Here is a 24851-nt window from a genome sequence, read left to right on the forward strand (position 1 = left end):
TTACCGAATGTACTCATTTAGCTCCGCACAATTACAGAAAGCCTTGGTTTGGCTTTCGCTGTTTCACATCACCATCATTGCCGCCAGCAACTATCTGGTGCAGTTCCCCTTTGAAATTTTCGGATTCCATACCACATGGGGCGCGTTTACCTTCCCATTTATCTTCTTGGCAACCGACCTTACCGTCAGGATTTTCGGACAGCGCCTCGCCAGAAGAATCATTTTTTGGGTCATGTTGCCTGCGCTGGCTTTATCTTATTTATTCTCCGTACTCTTTCAAGACGGAACATGGACAGGCTGGGCTTCACTCGCTTCGTTCAACAGCTTTGTCGGCCGTATCGCATTGGCCAGCTTCTCCGCCTATGCTGTCGGCCAACTAATAGATATTTTTGTATTCAACAAATTGCGAAAACTGAAATCTTGGTGGATAGCACCCACCGCTTCCACATTTCTAGGCAACGCGATCGATACCGTCGTGTTTTTCAGCATTGCTTTTTACGCCAGCAACGATGCCTTTATGGCTGCCAACTGGCCTGAAATCGCGTTTGTCGATTACCTATTCAAACTGGTCATCTGCACCCTGTTTTTCTTACCAGCTTACGGCGTACTTTTAAACATATTGACCAAAAAACTGACTACATTAAACGAACAACAAACCACCCAGCGCTTAGCCTCACAAGAACCATAAATACAAAAAGGCCGTCTGAAAAATTTCAGACGGCCTTTCTCATCATGGCCCCGCCGACAGGAATCGAACCTGTATTTTACGCTTAGGAGGCATACGTTCTATCCATTAAACTACAGCGGGCTTACAGAAACAATCAATACACCCTTGCCAACGACTGCTCGGCCAACGCCCGCATTGCGTGAGTTACCTCATTATCCGGCAATACATCCAAACAAGCGACAGCCTTCTGCACTGCCTTAGCAGCCTCTTCCGCAGCATAAGACAAAGCCTGCGATGCAACAACGTGACGGTAAATTTTATCGAAAGAACCCCGATCGGCATTTTGCAGAGCTTCTCTCACATCTTGCGCCACCTGCTCGCTTCCTTGCCTCATCAGATAAATCAACGGCAATGTCGGCTTACCTTCCGCCAAATCATCACCTACATTCTTACCGATTTCATCGGCATTGCCCGAATAATCCAAAACATCATCAATAATTTGGAAAGCCGTGCCGACATACATACCGTAATCTTTCAACGCCTTTTCTTGCTCGGGTGTAGCACCAGCCAATATCGCCCCAACTTGAGCAGCCGCTTCAAACAACTTAGCCGTTTTATATTGGATCACCTGCACATATTCAGCTTCAGTAATATCAGTATTGCCGATATTCATCAGCTGCATTACTTCACCCTCAGCAATGATATTAGTGGCGTCGGCCATTACTTCCAAAATCTTCATACTGCCGGAGCCGACCATCAACTGAAATGCACGGGTATATAAGAAGTCGCCCACCAAAACGGCAGCCGCATTACCAAACAGATTATTCGCAGTTTGCCGGCCGCGTCTTAACTCACTCTCATCCACCACATCATCATGCAGCAAGGTCGATGTATGGATAAACTCCACCATCGCAGCCAAAGAATACAGTTTAGGATCGTCATAACCCAAAGCTTTGCCTGCCAAAATCGTGATAATCGGCCTCAAGCGCTTCCCGCCGGCACTGATAATATAAGTACCGATTTGGGAAATTAACGCAACTTCAGACTGCACAGCCTGATTAACAACTACATTGACTTTAGCAAGATCATCGTTCAGATGGCGTTGGAAATAAGGCAGATTATCTAACATGATATTAAATGGCTTTGAGTGTAAAACTTTAAGAAAAGACTGCGAAATATTACGACGCGCGATTATAGCAGCAAAGGCTGGACACTGCACCGACATTCCACTTCCAGCATACCCAGTACAACCACACCAAACAAATAAACTTTGACAAAACAGCAAAATATACTTAATATACGCAGTTCTGCGCATGGTGTGCAGATGTTTTATAAACCCTTATGGAGTTGAGTATGTACGCGGTCGTAAAAACCGGCGGTAAACAATACAAAGTTACCGTTGGCCAAAAATTGAAAGTAGAACAGATACCTGCCGAACTCGACAGCCAAATCGAACTGAACGAAGTTTTGATGATTGCTGACGGCGAATCTGTAAAAGTGGGCGCACCCTTCATCGAAGGTGCAAAAGTGACAGCCAAAGTGGTTGCTCACGGTCGTGGCGAAAAAGTGCGTATCTTCAAAATGCGCCGTCGCAAACACTACCAAAAACGCCAAGGTCACCGCCAAAATTTCACCCAAATCGAAATCGTGGCAATCGCTTAATTAATCAGGAGTAAAGAAAATGGCAACCAAAAAAGCTGGTGGTAGCTCTAAAAACGGTCGCGATTCAGAAGCCAAACGCTTGGGTGTAAAAGCTTACGGCAATGAACTGATTCCTGCCGGTTCTATCATTGTCCGCCAACGCGGCACCAAATTCCACGCCGGTGAAAACGTAGGTATGGGTAAAGACCACACCTTGTTCGCCAAAGTAGACGGTTATGTAGAATTCAAAACCAAAGGCGCTTTGAACCGCAAAACCGTGAGCGTTCGTCCTTATACCGGCACTGACGAATAAGCTGTCAATCTAATTGACCATAATTAAAACCGCACATTAAGCATGCAATTGCCTAATGTGCGGTTTTTTAATGATTCATGATATCGCCGCTTCAAAAGGCCACTATAAGTACCCTACTTCCCATAATCATTTTCAGCATACCGCAAATCAAACCGTTTATCCGCTATAATCCCTATAAGGCCATCTGAAAATTTACACGAACACTTATTAGTTAAAAACAACACTACACAGTTTTGTACGCAACCGCTCAACTTTCAGCCATCCTTATTTTTCATTTATTGACTGCTTTCATTCAAAGGAAATCGCCATGACCACTAATTGCGATATTATCATTGTCGGCGCAGGCCCAGCCGGACTGAGTTTTGCCCGTGCACTTGCCGACAGCGGATTGAGCATCACCCTTATCGAAAAAAGCACACTGGAAACACTGCAAAACCCGCCCTACGACGGTCGTGAAATCGCACTTACCCACCTATCCAGAGAAATCATGCAGCGATTGGGCACATGGCAACGTATTCCTGAAAGCGAAATTTATCCCTTGCGTGATGCCAAAGTATTGAACGGTCATTCCGAATATCAACTCCACTTTCCCCAACCCTCACATGCTAGGGGCGAACCGACCGATCGCTTAGGTTATCTGATTTCCAACCACAACATCCGCAAAGCTTCATACGAGGCCGTAGCAGAAGCGGAAAATATTGAATTTATCTGCGGAATGGGCGTAAAAGAAGTCAGAACATCAACAGAGCAAGCAGAAGTTGTTTTGGAAAACGGCAGCGTACTCACATCAAAACTGCTTATTGCAGCCGACAGCCGGTTTTCACAAACACGCCGCCAACTCGGCATTGCCTCCGATATGTACGATTACGGCCGCACTATGTTTCTGTGCCGCATGAAGCATACCGTATCCAACCAACACACGGCTTTTGAGTGCTTCCATTACGGCAGAACGATTGCCCTGCTGCCTTTGGAAGAACATCTAACCAATACCGTTATCACCGTAGACAGCGACAAGGTTTCCTCTATACAAAGCCTCTCCCTTGAAGAGCTGGCCGCCAGCGTCAAGCAACAATTAGGCGGTCGCTTGGGAGACATGGAACTGGTCAGCTCCATTCACTCCTACCCCTTAGTGGGCATGCTGGCTGAACGGTTTTACGGAACACGTAGTGCTTTGATTGGCGATGCTGCCGTGGGTATGCACCCCGTTACCGCGCATGGTTTCAACTTAGGTTTGTCCAGTGCCGATATCTTGGCTACTTTAATTACTGAAGCGGTTCAGCAAGGCCGTGATTTTGCTTCGCCTACTCTGTTGTCGCGCTATGACAGCAAACATTCTCTCCATGCCCGACCGCTGTATTACGGGACCAATATGCTATTGAAACTATTCACCAACGAAACTCCACCAGCCAAACTGCTGCGTGGATTGGTACTACGCGTCAGCAATAACCTTCCACCGCTGAAAAAGCTGATTACTCAGCAATTGACCGGCTAAGGATCAGTCGAACAGACAATAGGCCGTCTGAAAAAAGGCTTTCTTGAAACAAACATTTCAAGAAAGCCTTTTTTCACAAGAAGTCTTTACCAAGACTTTAACTTAAACCAATTTCTGTTATGCCAGCCCTAAGCGATTTCCTTAAAACCAAACCCTTAAGATTCCCAAGGCTCTGTTTTCAGACGGCCCCTCACTTAATAGAACAATCCTTTTTACATCTCAGTCCAACTTACCCAACCCATCCTCCAAGTCAGCAAAATCAAAGCGCCGAAAATGATGCGGTAGTAAGCAAAAGGCACATAATTTTTCGTAGCCACGAATTTCAATAATGCCTTGACTGCCAGCAAACCGGCGGCAAAAGCAGATACGAAACCTATCACAATCAAACCGATATCTTGGGCACTAAACAACTTGTAGTGCTTTAAAACATCATAAGTTGTGGCGGCAATCATCACCGGCACAGCGAGGAAAAAAGAGAATTCGGTAGCTACTTTACGTTCCAAACCCCACAACATCCCGCCCATGATGGTACTTCCTGAACGTGATGTACCGGGCACCAGCGCACAAATCTGTGCCAAGCCTACCACCAAAGCATCGCGCATTCGCATGTCTTCGACACTGTTCACTTTAGGCTTGGCAACCCTTTGCCTGCGCTCCACCCACAAAATAATAAAGCCACCGATCACCAAAGCAGTTGCCACGGTAATCGGATTGAACAAAAACGTTTTAATATGTTTGCTGAAAATCAATCCCACCACTGCGGCAGGAATAAAAGCCACTCCGAGATTCACAACAAAGCGGTTAACCGCCTGATCGCGTCCGATATGGTTAATAACATGGGTAAAGCGTTGGCGGTATTCAAAAATCACGGCCAAAACTGCGCCCAATTGAATAGCGATCTCAAAAACTTTGCCATTACTGCGGAAATTAATCAAATCCCCCACCACAATCAAATGCCCGGTGCTCGAAATCGGCAGGAATTCGGTCAACCCTTCGATAATGCCCAAAATCAGGGCTTTCAACAGCAATAAGATATCCATAATTTTTTCAGACGGCCTTTGAAACAGTTAAGGCAGCCCGTGTAGAGCTGCCTGAATTGATATTCAGTATTTATTTGTTTGCGGTTTTGGCTATCATTGCACCTTTGCTTTTCAAAGCAGAAGACGCTGCCGCCGCAGTTTTTGCTTTTGCCGAAGGTGCTTTCATACCGCGCTCGCTACGCACTTTGGCTACCAGCTCATCAATGGTTTTCATGCCGGCATTCCAATCGCCGGTAAATTTCACTTGGTATTTACCGCCTACAATCACCGTCGGTGTACCGCTGATTTGGTAGGTATTGGTCAACTCTTCCATTTTCTTGGCTTGTGCCGGATTGCTGAAAGAATCGTAAGCGGCAATCAATTTTTTACCGTCAAAACTTTTTTGGCTTTCCGCCCATTGTTTGAAGGTATTGGTATCCGCCAAATTAATACGCTGTTCGTAAACTGCTTTAAACACTTCCGGATTGGCCTGATATTTCAAACCGGAGCTGTTTACCGCAGCCGCCACGCGGGCAAAGCCTAAATGCTCGGGTTGCCATACCACATGCTCGGTACGCAGATAAGTATCCGCGGGGAAAGTTTTGCTGTGTTTAAGCAAAACGGGATCGAGATGGTGGCAGTGTACGCAAAAATAGCCGAAAAATTCCAACACTTCGATTTTATCGTCCTGAAGCTGGGGAATCTGCTTCGGCAGAACAACGTAATCTGTGCCTTCTGTTGCTGAATAAGCGTTTGCAGCCAAGGTCATTGAGGCAATAGCAGTCAGTAATACGGTTTTCAGTTTCATGTGCATTCCTAATATTTTATTTAACGGTACGGGCGAAGCTATCTACACCGTTTTGTTTCAGGGTTTGTTGGGTACGGTTAGCGGCTTCTTTGTTCATTTTGCCGCTTTGAACGCGGTAAACGCGCTTGCCGTTGGCTTCTGCTTCAATCACATTGCCTGATACACCCATCATGGCAAGTTTAGCGCGGTGCGACTCGGCACTTTCACGATTGTTGAAAGAACCCATTTGCAATACGATACGACCACCTTCACTGCTGCCTGATTGACGGGCTTCTGCTTTTTTGGAAGCCTCTTTTTTAGCCGATTCCGCACGCGCTTTTTCACGGGCTTTTTCAATGCTGCCGCTTTCCAAAATTTGCTCGGGAGAAGGCTTCGCCGCTTTTTTGGGTTCTTCTTTTTTCACTTTTTCAGGCTGCTTCGCTTCAGGCTTTTTCTGAGGCTGCTTTTTCGCTTCCGGCGCAGGTTTTTGCTCGGCTTTCGGTTTAACCGGAGCAACTGTTTGAGGTTTCGGCTCTTCTTTTGCCGGCGCTTCAGGCTGCTCGGTTGTAACGGTAGACGCTTCTCTCTCTTCGGGAGCAGATGCCTCTTGCTCTTGAGAAGCTACCGTGCCAACAGGCTCGGAAACTTGGGTAACAGGTTCGCTACTGGTTTGCACTGGCGGCGCAGCAGGTTCGCTGCTTTTAGGTGTGAGGATTTCAGGCTTAGGCAACTCTTTAGGTGTTTCTTTTTTAAACGCCTTTTCGTTGCTTTTATTAATGAAGAATACAATACCCGCAATAACGGCGGTTGCCAGCAACAAGCCCAAGATAAAACCTGAAAGGCCTTTACCGTATGGTTTCTGTATATTCATAAAACACCTAAATACCTTATCTTTATTTTTTCGTGATGCCGTCTGAAAAGGAATAGAAGCTTGTTTTTCAGACGGCGCATTTTAGCAACATATTATGTTTGAAGCAAAAAGCTTACAAAGCCCGACGAAAACTTACTGCGCGTAACACATGCTGTTTGGTCACGGTTTCATCGCCGTTTAAGTCTGCCAAAGTGCGTGCCACGCGCATGATGCGGTGATAACTGCGAGCAGACAGCGACAACTTTTCCAATAAACTCCCTAAAGTTTCCGCAGCCTCCTTAGAGGCCATTGCCGCGTTATCCAGTTCCGTAACGCTTAACGCCGCATTAATCTTACCCTGCCGTTGATATTGGCGTCCTCTTGCGGCTTCCACCCGTCGGCGCACTTCTGCGCTGCTTTCGCCCGGTTCCTGCTGTGTCAGTTCGGCGGAAGAAAGTGCCGGCACTTCAATGGTTAAATCAATGCGGTCGAGCAAAGGCCCTGAGATTTTTCCACGGTAACGAGCAATACTTTCCGGCGTGCATCGGCACGGTTTGGAAGGATGGCCGAAATACCCGCACGGACATGGGTTCATGGCGGCGACCAATTGGAATTTGGCAGGATACACCGCTTTATGTGAGGCGCGGGAAATATGGATTTCGCCATTTTCGAGAGGCTCCCGCAACACCTCCAAAACCTTGCGGTCAAACTCGGGAAGTTCATCTAAAAATAAAATTCCGTTGTGCGATAACGAGATTTCTCCGGGACCCGAACTTCCGCCTACGATGGCTACTTGACTGGCAGTATGATGAGGAGAATTATATGGCTTATCGTAATCTAATTCCTGCCTGTGGTTCGGCAGCAGCGAACGCAACGACCACACTTCAATCAATTCTTCATCGGTCAGCGGCGGCAAAATACCGGGCAAGCGTTGGGCGAGCATGGATTTACCTGTACCGGGCGGCCCCATCATCAGCAGACTGTGCCCGCCGGCAGCGGCAATTTCCAAAGCCAAACGTGCGGTATGTTGGCCTTTCACGTCTTTCAAATCAGGCACATGACGATTTTCAGACGGCCTTTGGCTGATATCGTAAACAGTTTGGGCCAGCGGCTCAACGCCGTTCAGATGGGCGGCAACCTTGCACAGATTTTCGGCGCCGTAAACGGTGATGTTTTTCATCACCGCCGCTTGTCGGGCGTTTTCACCCGGTAAAACAAATGCTCTGCCGGACTGCATACCCTGCCACGCCATAGCCAGTGCGCCGCGGACGGGACGTAAAGCGCCGGACAGCGCCAATTCGCCGGCAAACTCGTATTGGTTCAGTTTATCGGGTGCAATTTGACCGGAAGCGGCAAGAATGCCGAGCGCGATCGGCAGGTCGAAACGGCCGGATTCTTTGGGTAAATCGGCAGGGGCGAGATTGACGGTAATTTTTTTGGCGGGAAATTCGAATCCGCTTTGGATGATGGCGGCGCGGACGCGGTCGCGGCTTTCTTTAACTTCGGTATCGGGCAAGCCGACGATATTAAAAGCAGGCAAGCCGTTGGCAAGGTGGGCTTCCACCTCGACCAACGGCGCATTCATACCGTTTAGCGCACGGCTGTAAACAAGGGCGAGCGACATCTGTTTCAGACGGCCTTATTCGACTTGTTCCGGCACTTCGGCTGTGGTTTCTACTTGCTGGAGCGGTTGCTCTCCTTCCAGCTTGGCGAGACGGGCTTCCAAGTCGGCCAGTTTGGTGCGGGTTTTAATCAGCACTTGCTGCTGGATATCGAACTCTTCACGCGTTACCAAATCCATGCGGTTAAACGCGCTGCCCAACAGAGCTTTAACGTTTTTCTCAACGTCTTTGGCGGGGCTGTTGGCGATGGTTTCGCTCAATTTGGCAGACACTTCTTCAAACAGTTTTTTGCCGATCATTTTGCTGCTCCTTAATGTATGGGGTTTATAGGCATTGTATAGTGAATCAGGCCGTCTGAAAACTGCTTCGGGCAGCGTTTCAGACGGCCTGTGATGGTAATGCGGATATAGGCGGGTTAATGAGCGTCTTGGCTCAAATCCACTTCTTTCAGCGGCACTTTACGGGTTTTATAGCGCAGCTTGTGGTAGAAGTAGAAACCTAAAAATACCGGCAAGCCCATGTAGGTAATAATGAGGCGATCCCAATCCAAGCTGCCTTTCAAAACCAGTTCGGTGTCTTGACCGATAATCACCAGCACACACAAAGCCAGCGCCAGCAAGGGGCCGAAGGGGAACCATTTGGCACGGTACACCAATGCGTTCAGGTCTTTGCCTTGTGCAATGTAAGCACGGCGGAAGCGGTAGTGGCTCACGGCAATGCCCAACCAAGCGATGAAGCCGGTCAAACCTGAAGCGGCCAGAATGTATTGATAGGTTTTGTCGCTGGTGAGTTGCAGTAAAAACACGGCCAACACCACGGCACCGGTTGCCAACAGCGACAACACCGGCACGCCGCTGACATTGGTTCTGGCGAAGGCTTTATAAGCCAAACCGTCTTTGGCCATGGCATACAGCATACGCGTAGAAGCGTACATGCCTGAGTTGCCTGCCGACAAAATCGAAGTCAGGATGACGGCATTCATGACGGCAGCGGCAAACGCTAAGCCTGCGCGTTCAAACACAAGCGTAAACGGCGATTTGGCGATTTCATTCACATCCGCGCCCAACAGTTGCGGGCTGGTATAGGGAATCAGCAAACCGATAACCAAAATAGCCAAAATGTAGAAAATCAAAATGCGCCAAAACACTTGTTTCACTGCTTTGGGAATGCTCTCTTCGGGATTTTCGGATTCGCCCGCAGTAATACCGATCAACTCGGTTCCTTGAAACGAGAAACCCGCAATCAGGAACACGCCGAGCATGGTCAGGAATTGACCGGCCACGCCGTCGCCTAAGAAAGGCGCATCGCCTACGGTCATATTGCTCAGGCCGACAAATTCTCCGCCGAGGATGCCGAGAATGGTGAGCAAGCCAACGGCCAGAAACACGATAACGGTTACGACTTTAATCAGGGCAAACCAATACTCCGATTCACCGTAAGCGCGCACGGAAAGGGTGTTCAGCAGGAAAATCACTATAAAAAACAGCAAACTCCATGCCCACGGCTCCATGAAGCGCATCGGCTCCCAATAGGTAATCACCACTGCTGCAATCACCACGTCGGCGGCGACGGTAATCACCCAGTTAAACCAATAGTTCCAGCCGAGCGCGAAACCCAGCGACGGATCGACAAAGCGGGTGGCGTAGGTGCTGAACGAGCCGGAAGTGGGCAGATAAGTGGCCATTTCTCCCAGCGAGGTCATTAAAAAATACACCATCAAGCCGATAGCGGCATAAGCGATGAGCGCACCGCCCGGCCCGGCGGAGCTGATGGCGGTACCGCTGGCCATAAACAATCCCGTGCCGATGCAGCCTCCAATGGCAATCATCGATAAATGCCGCGTTTTCAGACGGCGTTTTACCTGAGTATTGTGTTGAGTGTCTGACATAATGTTAATCCGGTTTATAAAGCCGCAATAAAGAGTAAAAAAACAGTAAAAATCGCATCATACAGAAAAACCGTTTTTCCGTGTGCGGATTGTTGCCATTCTGTTTGGAATTTGCACCGATTACTGGAAAAGTTTGTGCGTATTGCCGTCAACTCCGGCGGCGGTTTTCAGACGGCCTCTTACACTTTCACGGCCAAACTCACGGTAAAGATGCCGTCTTCGTCAATCCATTGGTGGATTTTCTTAAAACCCGCCTGCTCGACCAGTTGATCCATTTCCTGCTGGCTGCGGCGGCGCATTACCCAGTTGGGGCTGCCCTCTTTGTGGCTGGTCAGCGCGCGGGCAATCATTTCGAGCTGCGGATGCCACGGCTGGCCGGTGTAGATGAGGTAGCCGCCGTATTCGAGTGCGTCGCAGAAGCCTTTGAGCGAGCGCATGATTAAGTCGTTGTCGGAAAACAGTTCGTGCAGGCCGGAGACGATGCCGAGTGTGGGGCGCGGGTTGAGGTTTTGGTAGTTGGCGCGGTCGTAGGCGTTCACTTCTTCAAAAGTAACGGTGTCTTGTAGCTTTCGTTCGGCAATCAGTTTGCGCCCTGCTTCGACGTTGACGGGGCTGTAATCGCGCAGGCGCACGCTGTCGGGCAGGCTTTCGGCGGTGAGTGCGTCGAGCACATAACGCCCGTGGCCGGAAGCGATGTCGAGCACATGCACGGGTTTGCCGTGTTCGCGCAGTTCTGCAAAGGCCGTCTGAATGGCTTTGCCGATGTTTTCTTTGCGTTGGCGGATGCCGCGCCAGCCGATGGCGTTGAGATAATATTTGTCGACCGCTTCGCCGAATTTGTTGGTGCCTTGCGGTTGGTTGCGGTACACATAATCGAGGGTGCTGCCGGAATCGAAACCGGTTTCTTTGCCGATTTTCAAGCCTTCGCTCCAGTTTGCGCCGAGGCCGATCAGCCGGCGTTGCGCCGCCCAGTATGCGCCGCGCGGGGTGAACGGCGACAGCGGCGTGGCCAATTCGTCGGCTTCGCGGCGGCTGTCGCTGTGGATATGGGCGCGGGTAACGTCGACGGTTTGCAGCGGTTCGCCGAAACGCTCGCGGATAAAGCGGCGCATTTCGACAAACGCGAGTTCGCGCTTTTCTTCGCCGAGGGTGTCGTGATAAAAGCCGCTGAAAATGTGGCGTTCTTTAATGTGGCTGCCGAGGCGGTTGTAGAAATCGTGTTGCGGTTTGTGATGCACCACCCAATCGCTGCCGGACACCAACAACTGTATCGGCGTGGTGATGGCTTGGGCATCGGCCACCACGCGCTCGGCGGCATCGTACAAACCCAACAGGATACGCACGGAAATGGCGCGGGCGATCAGCGGGTCGTTGTCGTAGCTGGTTTGGCGTTCTTTGTTGTGGGTCAGGTAGTGTGATTTAACGTAGCTGTTCACAAAGAAATTGCCGCGCCATTTCTGCATCAGTTTCAAGCCGGTGCGGGCAAACGGCACATACAGTTTCACTTTGAACGCGGGCGAGGCTAACACGGCGCAGCGGATTTTCGGGGCGTAGTCGTGCAGCCATGCCGACACCAGCACGGCACCGACGCTTTGGGCGATAACGGCGATGTTTTCCGGTTTAATGCCGTATTCGCGCCCGATGTGCTGCACGAAATCCTGAATGTCGGCCACCGACGTACCCAAACTTGGGCTGTCGCCACGCTCGCCCGGGCTGTGACCGTGGCCGCGTGCGTCCCAAGCGAAATAGGCAAAATCGTCGAAGCCGAGTTCGTCGGCCACAAACATCATGCGGCCGGAGTGCTCGTGCCCGCGGTGGAACAAGATGATGGCTTTATCGTTGCTGCCGTCCGGTGCGGGGCGGTAGCGATAGAAAAGTTTGGTGCCGTCGGCGGTAGCAAATGTTTTTTGTTGTTCTTGCATGATGTTTCCTTGCTTGAGGGAATAAGTTTTTCAGACGGCCTCTTATCTCCCCGAGGCCGTCTGAACACAATTCAAGAAGCCTGAATGCGCTTGTCGGGGCGGGCAAACAGGTAAACCGCCAGCGCCGTTAACGCGCCCAGCGTATCGGCCAGCATGTCTTTCTGCGCGTCCCAAATATCGCCTTGCGAACCGAGAAACTCGATGCCCGCGCTGCCGCCTTCGATAACGGCATACTGCCACTCGATGATCTCATAAGCCGCCGCCACGCCCATGATGAAAAACAGCGAAAAGAAAAACGCCAGCTTCATACTGCACATGCGGCGGCGCATCAGCCATTCGGCCATCGGGAAAGCGTAGAAGCCGATGATGTAATGCCCCACACGGTCGAAATGGTTGCGCCCCTCGCCCAGCAGCGGCGCGAGCATGCGGTTGGCCCAGTCAAACGGCACATCGGCAAACGTATAATGCGCGCCGGCGGTGTGCATCAGCAGCCAAAAGCTCATCAACAGATAAGCCAGATTGCTGAAACGGAACTTGTGAAACGTAAACACCAAGCCCAAAAAAACGGCCACAATCGGCAGGATTTCCGCCCACCACACGGCGCGGTTGACGGGATTGATGCCCGACCAAATGATCACGGTAAACAACACAAAAGCGAGCATCAGCGGAAAAAAACGGCGGCGTTGAGGCATAACATCCCTTTATCAAATCATCACTGTCGCAAATAAACTTTATTCCCGCTGCGGCTTGCTGCCTTGCATAGGAAATAAGTTTATTTGCCATACAAGCAAACATCTTTTCAGACGGCCTCTTGCAAGCCGTTGCGGATACGCCGCACGCAGGTGTAAACCAGCAATGCAGCCAACAGCCACATACCCCATTCCAACCATTGCGGCAGGCCGTCTGAAAGCGCATACCACAAACCCAAAGCGCCGAACACAAATGCGCGGTCGCTTTTACCCACCGGCCCGTCGTAACGGCGGCCGTTACCGTGCACCTGACCGAGCACGCCGCACAATTCGTTCATTGCCGCCAGCCAGATAAACAAGCCGATCTGCACACCGCCAAACGGCGCGATAAACGCAAACGGCAGATACAGCGCGGCATCGGCGGCCACATCGGTAACTTCGTTCAGATAACCGCCCAGTTTCGACTGCTGGCCGAACTCACGCGCCAGCATGCCGTCGACCGCATTCAAAGCCATGCGCACAAACAACCATACCGGCAGCAGCCAAAACCATGCCGGTGTATCGGCAAAAATACTCAACCACACGCCGAGCGCAATCGAAACTGCACAGGCAAACAGCGTTACCTGATTGGCGGTAACACCCCGCGCATACAGGCGGCGCACCAGCGGGCGCAACAGATTTTGAAATTTGGGTTTGAGGGCGTAGATGCTCATAGAAAAATGAAGAGGTTAAGAATTAAGAGGCCGTCTGAAAACGCGGATTATAGTTTATCGAACAGGTAAAAAATGCCCCGCACGATAATCGGCGGCGAAATCTGCGCAACGGATTGTCATATAAAATTTTGCGGCGCGCGGGCAAGGTTATGCTTTAACCGTCTGCGCCGTTCTTTTTAAAAATCCGCAATCTAACCGTCTGATCGCCAAGAAAAAACACCCGCACGATGCTTATCGTTTGGGTGTTTGGATACTGCAATGAAATCGTATTTAGTCGAGCTGCGTGACCGCTACCGGCAGATTGCGTACCGCTGCCAGCGTAGCAGAATGCGTTTCCTGCTGTTTGCGGAATTCGGCCATATTGGTCGGCGTCAGCTTCGGCGTCGGCAAGGCGATGGCGGTCGGGTTCATGTGCTGGCCGTTCTTGCGCACTTCATAGTGCAAGTGCGGGCCGGTAGAACGTCCGGTACTGCCCACATAACCGATCACTTCGCCGGCTTTCACTTTACCCTCAGCCGGAGAGAAAGCACTCATATGCGCATACAGAGTTTCGATGCCGTTGCTGTGCGTCAGCACCACCGTATTACCGTAACCGCCTTTCCAGCCTTTGAAAGTCAGCGTACCGTCGGCAGTTGCGCGGATAGGCGTACCCGTGGCGGCAGCATAGTCGATACCGGTGTGCATCTTAACCGTGTGCAATACAGGGTGAACGCGCATACCGTAAGGCGAAGAAATACGCGTGTATTCAACCGGTTTCACATTGAAACCGTCGGTTGAGTGCAGTGCTTTACCGTGTTGGTCGTAGTAGCTACCGCTTTCCTCGTCGCCCTTACCTTGGCTGTAATAATAAGCCTGATAGGTTTTGCCGTCTTTAACCACTTCGGCGGCCAAAATATCGCCCGTAGCCATTTCCTGACCGCGGAAATACATGCTGTTGTAAAGCAGACGGATGGAATCACCTTCGCCCAACTCTTCAACATTAACCACATCAGTGAAAATCTCGCTCAACGATTCGCGGATTTCCACCGGCACACCGGCCTGAGCCAACGCACCGCGCGCCGAAGTACGCACTTGCACCGAACGCAGGGTAGGCATGGTTTCCATATCAATGGCGGAAGTGGAAGTGCCCCATTTACCGTTCACTTTCTCAATCGCCACCAAATCGCGGAAACCGTTGTCGTCATCGTTGAAGAACTGCACATCGGTTACGTCGCCCGACGCATCAAAGCGCACGTTAACCGACTGCCCCGCGCGAAGTTGGATCAAGTCGCGGTCAATCGAGCTGTGCACCAGCACTTGGCGGATGTTCTCTTCCGACACACCGATACGGAACAATACATCGGTGAGCGAATCGCCCGGCTGTACCGCTTCCTGCGCCCAATAGCTGCCATTCACGATACCGCTTTCCACATAAACGGGCGGCAACTCTTCCATCACGCGCTCGGCGCGGTAAAGGTCTTTCTCAGGCTGCGGCTCGTTAACCGCATAAGCGGCCACCATGCCTGAGACGGGCAGCAACACGCCCAAAATCGACCAGCGGACAGGTTTGTTTTGCCAAAAACGTCCCGCAGCAGCCACGGCAGGCAGCGCAGGCAAAGCGGAAATGGCTGCCCGTATCGGTTTAACGGCCGATTTAAACACCGCCGCCTTTCCTTTCACCCGCGCACTTGCAGGCACGGCAGCAGGTGCCGTTACAACCGTTTCAGGATTAAAGGCAGGCTTGCGTTGCTCGCTAACCGCAGCGGCAACCTGTACGGCAGGCGCTTCGGTTTCAATAGCTTTAACTTCAGTTTTCACCGCAGCTTCCGCAACCGTTTCAGACGGCCGCTCAACTGCTTCTTCCACCGCCACTTTTGCTGCGGCAGTTTCTGATGCTTCAACTTCAATCTCAACCGGTTGTTCGGCCGTCTGAATCGCAATAGGCGCGGTTTCCGGTTCAACTTGCTCCACCTGTTGTACTACAGGTTCGATTACCGGTTCGTCAGCCACAGGTTCTGCGGCTTTGGCCACCGGTATTTCTACAGTCTTTTCTTGCGGCATGAAGGCAGAAGGTTTGACGTTCATTGCCGGTTTGAAACCGGTTGCCAATGATTTCACTGCTGCAACTTTGGCTCTCGCCACAATGTGGGTCACTGGAGCGGAAGGTTCGGCAATCTCTTGCACTTCTTCGGCTTCAACCGCTACCGGCGCTTCAACCTGCTCGGCTGCCGCGGCAACAGGTTTTGCTGCATCGAAATGGATCAGCTCCGGTCTAACCACCACAGGCTCTACCGGCACGGACTTCACCTCCAACGGAGTGGTCATCATCGGTTCGGCACACAGTACCGCAGCATCTGCGGCAATGTATTCGGTTTCGGTATGTACGATGCTGTTGTCAGCGGTGTGTGCTTCGCTTTCCGCGGTAACAACCGGCAAACTGCCGTCGTTATTTTGGGCGGGTGCCTTTAAAAAATTACTCAAGGGCTTTTTCATATCAGGCCTCTTAAATGCTTATCTAGTTATGCGGATAAATCCGGCTTTGTATTGCTATTACTTTGATTTTCACAAGTATTTTATGCACTTCTTTTCATATTGAAGTTTACCATAAAAGCACCTTCCCTGCTTTAAGCGGGTGTTTTGCTGCGTGAAAAATATGCGTAATAGCGTAAAATATGTGCGGTTTTATTGCCTACACATATTACTCCCATGAACTTAACCTTAGCCCTACCCGCTTTAAATTTCAACAGTTCGGAACAGATTCCGACACTCAGTTTGCCCTCTCTCAATAAAATGCTGCGTTTCGGTCGTTATATTGCAACACCGTCGAGGCCGTCTGAATTTTACGGCCGTTTACTGTGGAACGGCAGCCTGCTCGAGCAAGCCAAGCGGCATTTACACATAGCCCGCGAACAAGCGGCGGTGTTTGCCAGCCCCGTATGGCAACAGATGGGCATGCACCATATGGACATGCTCGGCGGCACGGATATTCAGGTTCAAGCGCAAGAAGCCGCCGAATTGTGCGGCGGGTTGAATGCTTTTTTGGAAGATGACGGCTGGCGTTTTTATACTCTGCGACCCGACTTATGGCTGGTTACGCTGCCCTCTCCCCCGCTGTGGCAGGCGGAACCGGTGTTGGACGTGCTCGGCCAAATAGACGGCACGGTACGCGCAGAAGGTGCAGGCAGCGGCGCTTGGCTTCAAAAGCAAACCGAAATTCAAATGTGGCTGCACACCCATCCGATCAACGCGGCGCGTGTTGCCGCCAAAACACCGGCCATCAACGGAGTATGGATGTGGCAAGACATCGAAGGCGGCCAAACCAACCCGCCTTTGCTGGCTTGCGACAGCCCGTGGGCGCAGTTTTATCCGGGCAAAACCGTAGATGCGCCCTACGACTTCGCGGCTTGGGAAAGCATGAGACAGGAAACCGGCTCTATGGTTTCAGACGGCCTGATATTTTTAGACGACTTGCTGGTTACGCGCCACACCGCCGACGTGTGGGCTTATAAAGAAATACTGGAAAAATGGGAACACTGCTGGTTTGAGCCGCTGTGGCAGGCTTTGCAAGAAGGCCGTCTGAAAGAATTAAACATCATCACCGACGGCGAGCATGGAGGCCGTCTGAACATTAAATCCAAAGCAAGTCGGGCGTTTTGGAAAAGGAAAAAAACGTTTGCCGGACAGCTCAAATAGCCTGATGAGGCCGTCTGAAAATAATCCGACACCTCCAACCCAATAAACAAGCGGCCCGCAGGCCGCTGTTTGATTTTGCCTTACGGCATCTTGATAAAAGTATCGCGATAATAACGCATCTCTTCGATGCTTTCCAAAATATCGTCCAAAGCCTGATGCGAACCTTTCTTCACCACACCTTTATACACGGCCGGATTCCAGCGGCGCGCCAGCTCTTTCAGCGTGGACACGTCTAAATTGCGGTAATGGAAATAGGCTTCCAATTTAGGCATATACCGCACCATAAAACGGCGGTCTTGATGAATGGTGTTGCCGCACATCGGCGTGGTTTTCTCGGGAATCCACTGCGCCATAAAATCCAATAATTTCCGCTCCACTTCCGCTTCGGTGTATTGCGATTCGCGGACGCGCCGGGTCAAACCGGTGCGGGCGTGGGTGGCGGTGTTCCACTCGTCCATATTGTTCAAAATATCATCGCTTTGATGAACGGCATACACTTCCGACTGAGCCAGCACGTTTAAATCTTGGTCGGTGATAATCATCGCCACTTCGATGATTTTGTCGGTTTCGGGGTTCAGCCCGGTCATTTCCATATCGAGCCAGCACAGATGGTTTGCGTTTTGGGTCATTTTTCAGACGGCCTTTACATTAAAAATTTCAAACAGCAGCCATTATAAAGGATTTCAAACGGGCAAGGCCGTCTGAAAAACAGCAGGCTTACCAAGCCGTTTATAAATCGAAATCGTTGGAAAAATATTTCGGCATCTCCACCACATCAATTTTGTAACCCTTCAAGGTTTGGTAGTTGAAAAACACAAATTCATGGTTATCGCGGATTTTTTCGCCCATGATGTACACGTCACTGCTGCTGGCCAAAATGTAGTAAGGCTTGTTTTCAAACACCATTTTGTCGTAGGTAGTACGGAAATAAGGCCGCGTGTATCCGATACAGAAAGCAAGTGCGGTGAAATAAAGAAAAATGAAGGCGGTAAAAAACGGAGAATATTGTTCTTCATTACGAATCAGCGACATATCCATTTGAAAACGGTTGCCGATGCGGTGAAAAACGGCTGAAAACAATAAAGAAACGCCCAAGTAAGCCAATAAAATTTTCAAAGGCATATACCCGAGCAACAGATAACACTCCACCGCAATCGGGAAAAACAGCACATTGAGCAATACAAAAATCCTTAAGAAACCGATATGCTCAAACCAACTGCTTTTCTTTACCGCCCTCAGCAGCAGGTAGCCGATACCGTAACCTACCGCCAACACCAGCGACGTAATGCACACATAAGCCAAGCTGCGGGCAACATTATCCGGCCCTTTGGATACATGCCACCACGGATAACCATGAAAAAGCGCCTGCCCCCAGCCGTAGCAATATGCAGTTGCCCAACTGGTTATCCCCACGAAAGCCATTGAAACAGACGAATTGATGATTTTGTTTAAGCTGCGAATCATTCTGCAATAGCGATAAATCGGAAAATAGTTTTATGTAATATTATTACAATCCAAACAAACGCTCAAATCTTACTTACGATTTTTTGGATAAATATTGATATAAATCTAATTTGAGTAGAAAGCTTATACAGGCTGAGACCTTTGCAAAACCCTCAGATGTGGATGCAGTTCAAGGCGTAGCAGCGCAGCGAGTGCAGACATATCATATAGATAGGCAAACGAGCGGGCAGCGCACAACGTAGAAATGCGCCGCAGATGGGGGTTTTGCAAAGGTCTCAGGCTAATAATCCGACCGGGCAATATCCACCCGATAACACAAACGGCAGAACGCTGTTAGAGCATTCTGCCGTTTTACTAAGCAAAGGTTTTGTCGAATAGAAAATAGAAATTATCTTCTCGAACCGCCTACACCGACTTCACCGCCCGGATGGTAAACCACACCGCCGATTTCCTCGGCATTCGGGCCAAAGAAGGTTAAGCTGTAATCACCGCGGCCTTTTTTCTGAGTATCCGCCACACCTTCGATACCTTTACCGATAACGCGGCTGCCGTCTAAGGCATTGTGATGTATCACGTTTTTAATATCGGCTTCTTTCAACGTAATCGCACCGGTTTCAGCAATGCCAGTAACGCTGCCACTACCCTTGCGGCTGTTGAAGTCAACCTCATAATTCAGACGGCCTACACTCGTATCGCTAAACGCTTGGCCGCTGTAAGTAAACTTACCTGAATCAGGTAAAGTTTGCGTAATATCGCCTTTGATCAGGCCGACTTTCATCGGGTCTTGTATGATCACTTCCTTACCATCATCATCTTTTGCGATAACACGTTTGGGGCCTAAATAACCTGCAATAATGGAATGTTTTTGGCGGTAGGCACGCACGGATCCGTTGTTGGCTGTCGGAATATTGCTGAACGCAGACATGGCAAAGTCATCCAACACAATTTTTTTACCACCTGCATGGGTATGGCCGTTGATGGTCACGGTATAGGGTGGCTGGACAGGAGCCGCGGCAGCAGAACGGAAGGCTGTGGGTTGTGCAGCAGTGTTTGCTTGCGTACCTTTTACTGCAATAGGTTGGGCATCTGATTGGGACGATGATTCCATCGTTACCGTATTAGAAGTTGTGGTGGAAGTAGATTCGACCGAAGGTTTGTCGCCCCCGCCGCCACATGCGGAAAGTGCCAGTAAAACTAAAGCTGAAAGTGCAATATTTGCTTGTTTGTTATTGATTTTTTTTCCTCTGAATGTGAAGTCCTTCATGTACATATAAACCTTTATAGTGATGACAAGGGTTCGCATCATATAGGCTCGCAAAGCAGTTTTCAACCGTCTGTATAAAAAAACAACCGAATATCTTTAAGTTTTGTTTAGCCGCTCATCATAAAAAAGCGCAGCACCGAAAAGCCGAGATGCCGCGAAAAGCTTACTTATACAGATACTACCACTTGTTTTACTATTTTTTATGTTTCATTACTCACCTTAAAAAGCACCGTTAACAAACTTGCCAAAAACGCCACACTTATAATATAACAACCGCCTGATCCTATTTTTCAGACGGCCCATCTATGAAAAAAGACCACCTCAACACCCCCGATTTCGATTTATGGCAGGCCATCCGTTTGGAAACGGAAGAAGCCGTTGAAGCCGAACCGCTGCTGGCAAGCTTTCTGCACCAAACCGTTCTGCGCCATTCCTCGCTGGACTCCGTGCTGGCCTACCATCTGTCGAGCAAACTTTCCAGCCCGATTATGGACGCCCGCGCTCTGTTTGAAATGTATCAGCAGGCGCTGTGCTGCGATACCGACATCATTGAAGCCGTGAAACTCGACCTACTTGCCTGCTACGAGCGCGACCCGGCGTGTGACGAATATTCGCTACCGCTGCTCTATTTCAAAGGCTTTCACGCGATACAGGCCCACCGCATCAATCATTGGCTGTATGAACACGGACGCAAAACGTTGGCTTATTTTCTGCAGAACCGCTCTTCGGAAGTGTTCGGCGTCGATATCCACCCTGCTGCGCGTTTCGGCCACGGCTTGATGCTTGACCACGCCACCGGCTTTGTTGCCGGTGAAACTGCCGTGCTCGGCAACAATATTTCCATTTTGCACGGCGTAACGCTGGGCGGTTCGGGTAAGGAAAGCGGCGACCGCCATCCGAAAGTGGGCGACGGCGTGATGATCGGTGCCAATGCTTCGATTTTGGGTAATATCCGTATCGGCGAAAATGCCAAAGTCGGCGCGGGCAGCGTGGTGGTAGCCGATGTGCCGCCGCACACCACCGTGGTAGGCGTACCCGCCAAGCAAACGGGCAAGGCAGTCAAGAATCCTGCCGGCGAAATGGATCAAAGTATGGGATTTATGATTTAACGCACTTTGCTTTGTTGATTCATATTCTATTTCTATCCCCAAAATTTCAAATCAGATAGGCTGAGACCTTTGCAAAACCCTCAGATGTGGATGCAGTTCAAGGCGTAGCAGCGCAGCGAGTGCAGACATATCATATAGATAGGCAAACGAGCGGGCAGCGCACAACGCAGAAATGCGCCGCAGATGGGGGTTTTGCAAAGGTCTCTGGCTGCTGTCGGCAACACAATCCGGCTGAGCCTGTCTTTTTTAAGGCCTTTCCACCTTTCTTCTCCGACATCTTTCGAATTAACACAAATTAACATTTTAACCCTGTATTCTTTACCCAAAGGCCGTCTGAAAAAGGCCGGTACAACAACACACAAACTGAAATCTTGCGAAATATCGGCTGTACACATCACGCGCGGCATCAGCCGTGCTCGGAATGAAATACCCTAACCCGCTGTTTCCAAAAGATTCATCAACCATAAAACCACTCCAAAGGACACCCTCCATGACCGTTATCAAACAAGAAGACTTTATCCAAAGTATTGCCGATGCTTTCCAATTCATCAGCTACTACCACCCCGTCGATTACATTCAAGCCTTATATAAAGCGTGGCAAAAAGAGGAAAACCCTGCCGCTAAAGACGCGATGACGCAGATTCTGGTCAACAGCCGCATGTGTGCCGAAGGCCGCCGCCCCATCTGCCAAGATACCGGCATTGCCACCGTGTTTTTAAAAGTGGGCATGAACGTGCAATGGGACGCGCAAATGAGCGTGCAGGAAATGGTCAACGAAGGCGTGCGCCGCGCCTACACCCACCCCGACAACACTTTACGCGCCTCGGTTTTGGCCGACCCTGCCGGCAAACGCCAAAACACCAAAGACAACACGCCGGCGGTCATCCATATGGAAGTGGTTGCAGGCGACAAAATCGAAGTAACCTGCGCGGCCAAAGGCGGCGGTTCGGAAAACAAATCCAAGCTCGCCATGCTGAATCCTTCCGATTCGATTGTCGATTGGGTGCTGAAAACCATCCCCACTATGGGCGCAGGCTGGTGTCCGCCCGGTATCTTGGGCATCGGCATTGGTGGTACACCCGAAAAGGCCACTTTGCTGGCCAAAGAATCATTGATGAGCCACGTCGATATTCACGAATTGCAGGAAAAAGCCGCTTCGGGCGCGGAACTTTCCACCACCGAAGCCCTGCGTTTGGAGTTGTATGAAAAAGTGAACGCGCTGGGCATCGGCGCACAAGGCTTGGGCGGCCTGACTACCGTTCTCGACGTAAAAATCTTGGATTACCCCACCCACGCCGCATCTAAACCCATAGCCATGATTCCAAACTGCGCCGCCACCCGCCACGTTGAGTTTGAATTGGACGGCTCCGGCCCCGTGAAACTCGACCCGCCTTCATTGGAAGACTGGCCGGACATCACATACAGCCCCGACAACGGCAAGCGCGTAGACGTAAACAAGCTCACCAAAGAAGAAGTTGCCACTTGGAAAATGGGCGATGTGCTGTTGCTCAACGGCAAAATCTACACCGGCCGCGATGCCGCCCACAAACGCATGGTCGATATGCTCAACAAAGGCGAAAAACTGCCGGTCGATTTCACCGACAAACTGATTTACTACGTCGGCCCGGTTGACCCCGTGCGCGACGAAGTAGTCGGCCCCGCCGGCCCCACCACCGCCACCCGCATGGATAAATTCACCCGCCAAATGCTGGAGCAAACCGGCTTACTCGGCATGATCGGCAAATCCGAACGCGGTGCCGCCGCCTGCGAAGCCATTGCCGACAACAAAGCGGTTTATCTGATGGCGGTAGGCGGTTCGGCCTACTTGGTGGCCAAAGCCATTAAAGAAGCCAAAGTGGTGGCCTTTGAAGACTTGGGTATGGAAGCGATTTACGAATTTGAAGTGAAAGACATGCCCGTAACTGTGGCGGTGGACAGCAGCGGCCAATCCGTGCACGCCATCGCGCCGAAGCAATGGCAGGCGAAAATCGGCATTATTCCGGTTGAAGCCTAATCGCAGCCCAACCTAAAAATACAGGCCGTCTGAAACTTTTCAGACGGCCTGTTTTCTTATTACACGAAGTCTTCAGAAACTTTCCAATTAAAACGGCATGAGACCTTTGCAAAACCCTCAGATGTGGATGCAGTTCAAGGCTTAGCAGCACAGCGAGTGCAGACATATCACACGATAGGCAAACGGGCGGGCAGCGCACAACGCAGAAATGCGCCGCAGACGGGGGGTTTGCAAAGGTCTCGGCATACCTAAAAACAGCCGCCCCCTACACAAGGAGTAACACAATGATTATGAAATGGTTTAAACAATTACTGTCCGACACCTCCACTCCCGCCCGTTCCGCACCCAAGCTGCCGGAAGACTGGGGTTCTTACCTCTATCAAACCGATGACAATCTGCCCGCCAGCAACCGCCTGAATTTAGCCTTGCAAGACCTTGCTCCTCTGGCCGGAATGGATCAACGCACTTGGATTACGCTCAAACCCCGCCAGCCCAACGAACACGGCTTAACCGCACCGGAAGAATACCCCGCCATCTGCAAAATCGAAGACGATATCACCGACGCCTTGGTAGCGCGGGGCGCAGTTATGGTCGGCTCCGTAACCGGCCACGGCCAATTCAGCCTGATTTTCTACTCTCCCGACACACAAGACTACGACAAAATTATCGACGGCGTGATGAAGTCATACGGCGGCTACGAATACAGCTACCACAGCGAGGCAGACCCCGAATGGGAAGCCTACTTGCGCTTTCTCTATCCCGACGCCTACGAATACCAATTCATCGTCAACAGAAAAATCTGAACGCAACTCGAGCAGCAAGGCAACCTCCACGAAGTCGAGCGCGCCGTTGACCATTGGCTCCACTTCCCCACCGCCGACGATGCAAAAGCGGCTGCTTCCGAGGCTGAAGGTCTCGGCTACACCATGCTTGCCCTCGAGCATGTTTCAGACGGCGGCGAATATCCCCACCAACTCAACATCAGCCGTTACAACAACACCCTGCCCAACGAAATTGACGAATATGTGCACGAGCTGATGGTGTTGGCTGAGAAAAACAACGGCTGCTACGACGGCTGGGGGCTGCGTGCTGGTCACTCAAAAACCGCATTGAGCCTCGCAGCATTCAGGCCGTCTGAAAACGGAATGTCCCAAGATAAACACGCTGCGGTTTTCTGTTGCGCCGATATCCCTTAGACTGCACTTATCAAGCCGTCGCGCACCGTTCGCCGTCCGTATCGTAAACGGGCAAAATTCCGTTTCAGACGGCCTGATGTGACGGAAACACTACACAGGAGAAAATCATGCCGATTACAAAAGGATTCAAAACGCTGGTTAACGAAGCCATGAGCCAAATCACCACGCACAGCGTTGAAGAAGCGCGCCGCCGTGCCGAATCGGGAAAAGCCACCTTAATCGACATCCGCGACATCCGCGAACTCGAACACAGCGGCAGAGTGCCCAATGCGTTTCATACGCCGCGCGGGATGCTGGAATTTTGGGTTGACCCCGAATCGCCCTACCACAAACCGATATTTGCCAACGAAGATACCGAGTTTATTTTATTCTGCGGTGCCGGCTGGCGCAGCGCCTTAGCCACCAAAACCCTGCAAGATATGGGCATGACCAACGTTTCCCACATCGACGGTGGTTTTGCGGCGTGGAAAGAACAAAACGCGCCTATCGAGAAAAACGCTTGATTATCAAGATGCTTGAAAAGCCGTGA

Annotated in this window: 25 protein-coding genes, 1 tRNA gene and 2 pseudogenes; 10 read left to right on the plus strand and 18 right to left on the minus strand. The window is 50.7% G+C overall.

Translation table 11 applies throughout. From position 1 onward, the window contains the following. Positions 1–7: 7 nt before the first annotated feature. The gene (locus tag CKV66_RS11565; protein WP_085363545.1) at positions 8–688 is read left to right on the plus strand and encodes a 7-cyano-7-deazaguanine/7-aminomethyl-7-deazaguanine transporter; all 681 of its coding nucleotides are present in this window, start codon (positions 8–10) and stop codon (positions 686–688) included. Positions 689–733: 45 nt separating this feature from the next. Here CKV66_RS11565 and CKV66_RS11570 read toward each other — a convergent pair. Further along, positions 734–808, minus strand: a tRNA-Arg gene (locus tag CKV66_RS11570). 13 nt (positions 809–821) lie between these two features. Continuing rightward, positions 822–1796, minus strand: a complete 975-nt coding sequence (locus CKV66_RS11575; protein ID WP_085363544.1) for a polyprenyl synthetase family protein — start codon at positions 1794–1796, stop codon at positions 822–824. A gap of 224 nt (positions 1797–2020) precedes the next feature. Between CKV66_RS11575 and rplU the strand changes: the two genes are divergently transcribed. The 3 genes from rplU to ubiM all read left to right on the plus strand — a co-directional run bounded on the left by rplU (position 2021) and on the right by ubiM (position 4113). Further along, positions 2021–2329: a 50S ribosomal protein L21 gene (rplU, locus tag CKV66_RS11580; protein WP_095197892.1), complete on the plus strand. Its 309-nt coding sequence runs from the start codon at positions 2021–2023 to the stop codon at positions 2327–2329. A 19-nt stretch (positions 2330–2348) separates the two neighbouring features. Beyond that, positions 2349–2621, plus strand: a complete 273-nt coding sequence (rpmA, locus tag CKV66_RS11585) for a 50S ribosomal protein L27 (protein ID WP_085363543.1) — start codon at positions 2349–2351, stop codon at positions 2619–2621. 307 nt (positions 2622–2928) lie between these two features. Beyond that, a complete protein-coding gene (gene ubiM, locus CKV66_RS11590) occupies positions 2929–4113 on the plus strand; it encodes a 5-demethoxyubiquinol-8 5-hydroxylase UbiM (RefSeq protein WP_085363542.1) in 1185 nt (394 codons plus the stop codon). A 212-nt stretch (positions 4114–4325) separates the two neighbouring features. Here ubiM and CKV66_RS11595 read toward each other — a convergent pair whose 3' ends face one another. The 10 genes from CKV66_RS11595 to CKV66_RS11640 form a co-directional block, all read right to left on the minus strand. Further along, positions 4326–5153 (minus strand): undecaprenyl-diphosphate phosphatase, encoded by an 828-nt coding sequence (locus tag CKV66_RS11595; RefSeq protein WP_085363541.1) that lies wholly within the window; start codon positions 5151–5153, stop codon positions 4326–4328. A gap of 70 nt (positions 5154–5223) precedes the next feature. Beyond that, positions 5224–5940 (minus strand): thiol:disulfide interchange protein DsbA/DsbL, encoded by a 717-nt coding sequence (locus CKV66_RS11600; protein ID WP_085363540.1) that lies wholly within the window; start codon positions 5938–5940, stop codon positions 5224–5226. Positions 5941–5956: 16 nt separating this feature from the next. Then, entirely contained in the window at positions 5957–6790 is an 834-nt protein-coding gene (locus tag CKV66_RS11605; protein ID WP_085363539.1) for an SPOR domain-containing protein, read from the minus strand. Positions 6791–6902: 112 nt separating this feature from the next. Continuing rightward, on the minus strand, positions 6903–8393 hold the full coding sequence (locus tag CKV66_RS11610) for a YifB family Mg chelatase-like AAA ATPase (RefSeq protein WP_085363538.1): 1491 nt from the start codon (positions 8391–8393) through the stop codon (positions 6903–6905). A gap of 15 nt (positions 8394–8408) precedes the next feature. Then, the gene (locus CKV66_RS11615; RefSeq protein ID WP_085363537.1) at positions 8409–8690 is read right to left on the minus strand and encodes an accessory factor UbiK family protein; all 282 of its coding nucleotides are present in this window, start codon (positions 8688–8690) and stop codon (positions 8409–8411) included. A 116-nt stretch (positions 8691–8806) separates the two neighbouring features. Beyond that, positions 8807–10219 carry an amino acid permease gene (locus CKV66_RS11620; RefSeq protein ID WP_220182130.1) on the minus strand — a complete coding sequence of 471 codons (1413 nt, stop codon included), beginning with the start codon at positions 10217–10219 and terminating at the stop codon, positions 8807–8809. Positions 10220–10458: 239 nt separating this feature from the next. After that, on the minus strand, positions 10459–12201 hold the full coding sequence (locus tag CKV66_RS11625; RefSeq protein WP_085363535.1) for a bifunctional alpha/beta hydrolase/class I SAM-dependent methyltransferase: 1743 nt from the start codon (positions 12199–12201) through the stop codon (positions 10459–10461). Between the two features lie 71 nt (positions 12202–12272). Next, positions 12273–12893: a DUF2238 domain-containing protein gene (locus tag CKV66_RS11630; RefSeq protein ID WP_085363534.1), complete on the minus strand. Its 621-nt coding sequence runs from the start codon at positions 12891–12893 to the stop codon at positions 12273–12275. A gap of 107 nt (positions 12894–13000) precedes the next feature. After that, positions 13001–13603, minus strand: coding sequence for a CDP-alcohol phosphatidyltransferase family protein (locus CKV66_RS11635; protein ID WP_085363533.1), 603 nt, complete (start codon positions 13601–13603; stop codon positions 13001–13003). Between the two features lie 270 nt (positions 13604–13873). Continuing rightward, positions 13874–15190, minus strand: coding sequence for a M23 family metallopeptidase (locus CKV66_RS11640; RefSeq protein WP_231990549.1), 1317 nt, complete (start codon positions 15188–15190; stop codon positions 13874–13876). Between the two features lie 1098 nt (positions 15191–16288). Between CKV66_RS11640 and CKV66_RS11645 the strand changes: the two genes are divergently transcribed. Continuing rightward, positions 16289–17275 (plus strand): hypothetical protein, encoded by a 987-nt coding sequence (locus CKV66_RS11645; protein WP_085363532.1) that lies wholly within the window; start codon positions 16289–16291, stop codon positions 17273–17275. A gap of 80 nt (positions 17276–17355) precedes the next feature. Here CKV66_RS11645 and orn read toward each other — a convergent pair whose 3' ends face one another. The 4 genes from orn to CKV66_RS11665 all read right to left on the minus strand — a co-directional run bounded on the left by orn (position 17356) and on the right by CKV66_RS11665 (position 20003). Continuing rightward, the gene (gene orn / locus CKV66_RS11650) at positions 17356–17904 is read right to left on the minus strand and encodes an oligoribonuclease (protein WP_085363531.1); all 549 of its coding nucleotides are present in this window, start codon (positions 17902–17904) and stop codon (positions 17356–17358) included. A gap of 100 nt (positions 17905–18004) precedes the next feature. Then, positions 18005–18739 (minus strand): hypothetical protein, encoded by a 735-nt coding sequence (locus tag CKV66_RS12375; protein ID WP_085363530.1) that lies wholly within the window; start codon positions 18737–18739, stop codon positions 18005–18007. A 123-nt stretch (positions 18740–18862) separates the two neighbouring features. Further along, positions 18863–19051 carry a lipoprotein signal peptidase gene (locus tag CKV66_RS12700; protein ID WP_231990550.1) on the minus strand — a complete coding sequence of 63 codons (189 nt, stop codon included), beginning with the start codon at positions 19049–19051 and terminating at the stop codon, positions 18863–18865. 76 nt (positions 19052–19127) lie between these two features. Beyond that, positions 19128–20003, minus strand: coding sequence for a Slam-dependent surface lipoprotein (locus CKV66_RS11665; protein ID WP_157739169.1), 876 nt, complete (start codon positions 20001–20003; stop codon positions 19128–19130). Between the two features lie 305 nt (positions 20004–20308). On the opposite strand from CKV66_RS11665, the gene cysE reads away from it, so the two are divergent. After that, positions 20309–21112, plus strand: a complete 804-nt coding sequence (gene cysE, locus CKV66_RS11670; RefSeq protein WP_085363528.1) for a serine O-acetyltransferase — start codon at positions 20309–20311, stop codon at positions 21110–21112. Between the two features lie 51 nt (positions 21113–21163). On the opposite strand, the gene CKV66_RS12705 is transcribed toward cysE, so the two are convergent. Further along, complete coding sequence (locus CKV66_RS12705; RefSeq protein WP_085363527.1) at positions 21164–21310, minus strand: lipoprotein signal peptidase; 147 nt, start codon at positions 21308–21310, stop codon at positions 21164–21166. Positions 21311–21602: 292 nt separating this feature from the next. Between CKV66_RS12705 and CKV66_RS11680 the strand changes: the two genes are divergently transcribed. Then, positions 21603–23126: a fumarate hydratase gene (locus CKV66_RS11680; RefSeq protein WP_085363526.1), complete on the plus strand. Its 1524-nt coding sequence runs from the start codon at positions 21603–21605 to the stop codon at positions 23124–23126. Positions 23127–23220: 94 nt separating this feature from the next. Here CKV66_RS11680 and CKV66_RS12710 read toward each other — a convergent pair. Continuing rightward, positions 23221–23360: pseudogene (locus CKV66_RS12710) on the minus strand (lipoprotein signal peptidase); the annotation flags it as partial. Positions 23361–23410: 50 nt separating this feature from the next. Between CKV66_RS12710 and CKV66_RS11690 the strand changes: the two are divergent. The 3 genes and pseudogenes from CKV66_RS11690 to CKV66_RS11700 all read left to right on the plus strand — a co-directional run bounded on the left by CKV66_RS11690 (position 23411) and on the right by CKV66_RS11700 (position 24825). After that, positions 23411–23929: a DUF695 domain-containing protein gene (locus CKV66_RS11690; RefSeq protein WP_085363525.1), complete on the plus strand. Its 519-nt coding sequence runs from the start codon at positions 23411–23413 to the stop codon at positions 23927–23929. 63 nt (positions 23930–23992) lie between these two features. Then, positions 23993–24322, plus strand: a pseudogene (locus CKV66_RS11695) (ribonuclease E inhibitor RraB); the annotation flags it as partial. 107 nt (positions 24323–24429) lie between these two features. Beyond that, positions 24430–24825: a rhodanese-like domain-containing protein gene (locus CKV66_RS11700; protein WP_085363523.1), complete on the plus strand. Its 396-nt coding sequence runs from the start codon at positions 24430–24432 to the stop codon at positions 24823–24825. Positions 24826–24851 lie beyond the last annotated feature (26 nt).

It is taken from the genome of Neisseria zoodegmatis (assembly GCF_900187305.1).
Lineage (GTDB): Bacteria > Pseudomonadota > Gammaproteobacteria > Burkholderiales > Neisseriaceae > Neisseria > Neisseria zoodegmatis.

Coding starts and splice junctions, on each gene's coding strand:
- CKV66_RS11565 (WP_085363545.1), top strand. CDS start 8: ATGTACTCATTTAGCTCCGCACAATTACAGAAAGCCTTGGTTTGGCTT.
- CKV66_RS11575 (WP_085363544.1), bottom strand. CDS start 1,796: ATGTTAGATAATCTGCCTTATTTCCAACGCCATCTGAACGATGATCTT.
- rplU (WP_095197892.1), top strand. CDS start 2,021: ATGTACGCGGTCGTAAAAACCGGCGGTAAACAATACAAAGTTACCGTT.
- rpmA (WP_085363543.1), top strand. CDS start 2,349: ATGGCAACCAAAAAAGCTGGTGGTAGCTCTAAAAACGGTCGCGATTCA.
- ubiM (WP_085363542.1), top strand. CDS start 2,929: ATGACCACTAATTGCGATATTATCATTGTCGGCGCAGGCCCAGCCGGA.
- CKV66_RS11595 (WP_085363541.1), bottom strand. CDS start 5,153: ATGGATATCTTATTGCTGTTGAAAGCCCTGATTTTGGGCATTATCGAA.
- CKV66_RS11600 (WP_085363540.1), bottom strand. CDS start 5,940: ATGAAACTGAAAACCGTATTACTGACTGCTATTGCCTCAATGACCTTG.
- CKV66_RS11605 (WP_085363539.1), bottom strand. CDS start 6,790: ATGAATATACAGAAACCATACGGTAAAGGCCTTTCAGGTTTTATCTTG.
- CKV66_RS11610 (WP_085363538.1), bottom strand. CDS start 8,393: ATGTCGCTCGCCCTTGTTTACAGCCGTGCGCTAAACGGTATGAATGCG.
- CKV66_RS11615 (WP_085363537.1), bottom strand. CDS start 8,690: ATGATCGGCAAAAAACTGTTTGAAGAAGTGTCTGCCAAATTGAGCGAA.
- CKV66_RS11620 (WP_220182130.1), bottom strand. CDS start 10,219: ATGATTGCCATTGGAGGCTGCATCGGCACGGGATTGTTTATGGCCAGC.
- CKV66_RS11625 (WP_085363535.1), bottom strand. CDS start 12,201: ATGCAAGAACAACAAAAAACATTTGCTACCGCCGACGGCACCAAACTT.
- CKV66_RS11630 (WP_085363534.1), bottom strand. CDS start 12,893: ATGCCTCAACGCCGCCGTTTTTTTCCGCTGATGCTCGCTTTTGTGTTG.
- CKV66_RS11635 (WP_085363533.1), bottom strand. CDS start 13,603: ATGAGCATCTACGCCCTCAAACCCAAATTTCAAAATCTGTTGCGCCCG.
- CKV66_RS11645 (WP_085363532.1), top strand. CDS start 16,289: ATGAACTTAACCTTAGCCCTACCCGCTTTAAATTTCAACAGTTCGGAA.
- orn (WP_085363531.1), bottom strand. CDS start 17,904: ATGACCCAAAACGCAAACCATCTGTGCTGGCTCGATATGGAAATGACC.
- CKV66_RS12375 (WP_085363530.1), bottom strand. CDS start 18,739: ATGATTCGCAGCTTAAACAAAATCATCAATTCGTCTGTTTCAATGGCT.
- CKV66_RS11665 (WP_157739169.1), bottom strand. CDS start 20,003: ATGAAGGACTTCACATTCAGAGGAAAAAAAATCAATAACAAACAAGCA.
- cysE (WP_085363528.1), top strand. CDS start 20,309: ATGAAAAAAGACCACCTCAACACCCCCGATTTCGATTTATGGCAGGCC.
- CKV66_RS11680 (WP_085363526.1), top strand. CDS start 21,603: ATGACCGTTATCAAACAAGAAGACTTTATCCAAAGTATTGCCGATGCT.
- CKV66_RS11690 (WP_085363525.1), top strand. CDS start 23,411: ATGATTATGAAATGGTTTAAACAATTACTGTCCGACACCTCCACTCCC.
- CKV66_RS11700 (WP_085363523.1), top strand. CDS start 24,430: ATGCCGATTACAAAAGGATTCAAAACGCTGGTTAACGAAGCCATGAGC.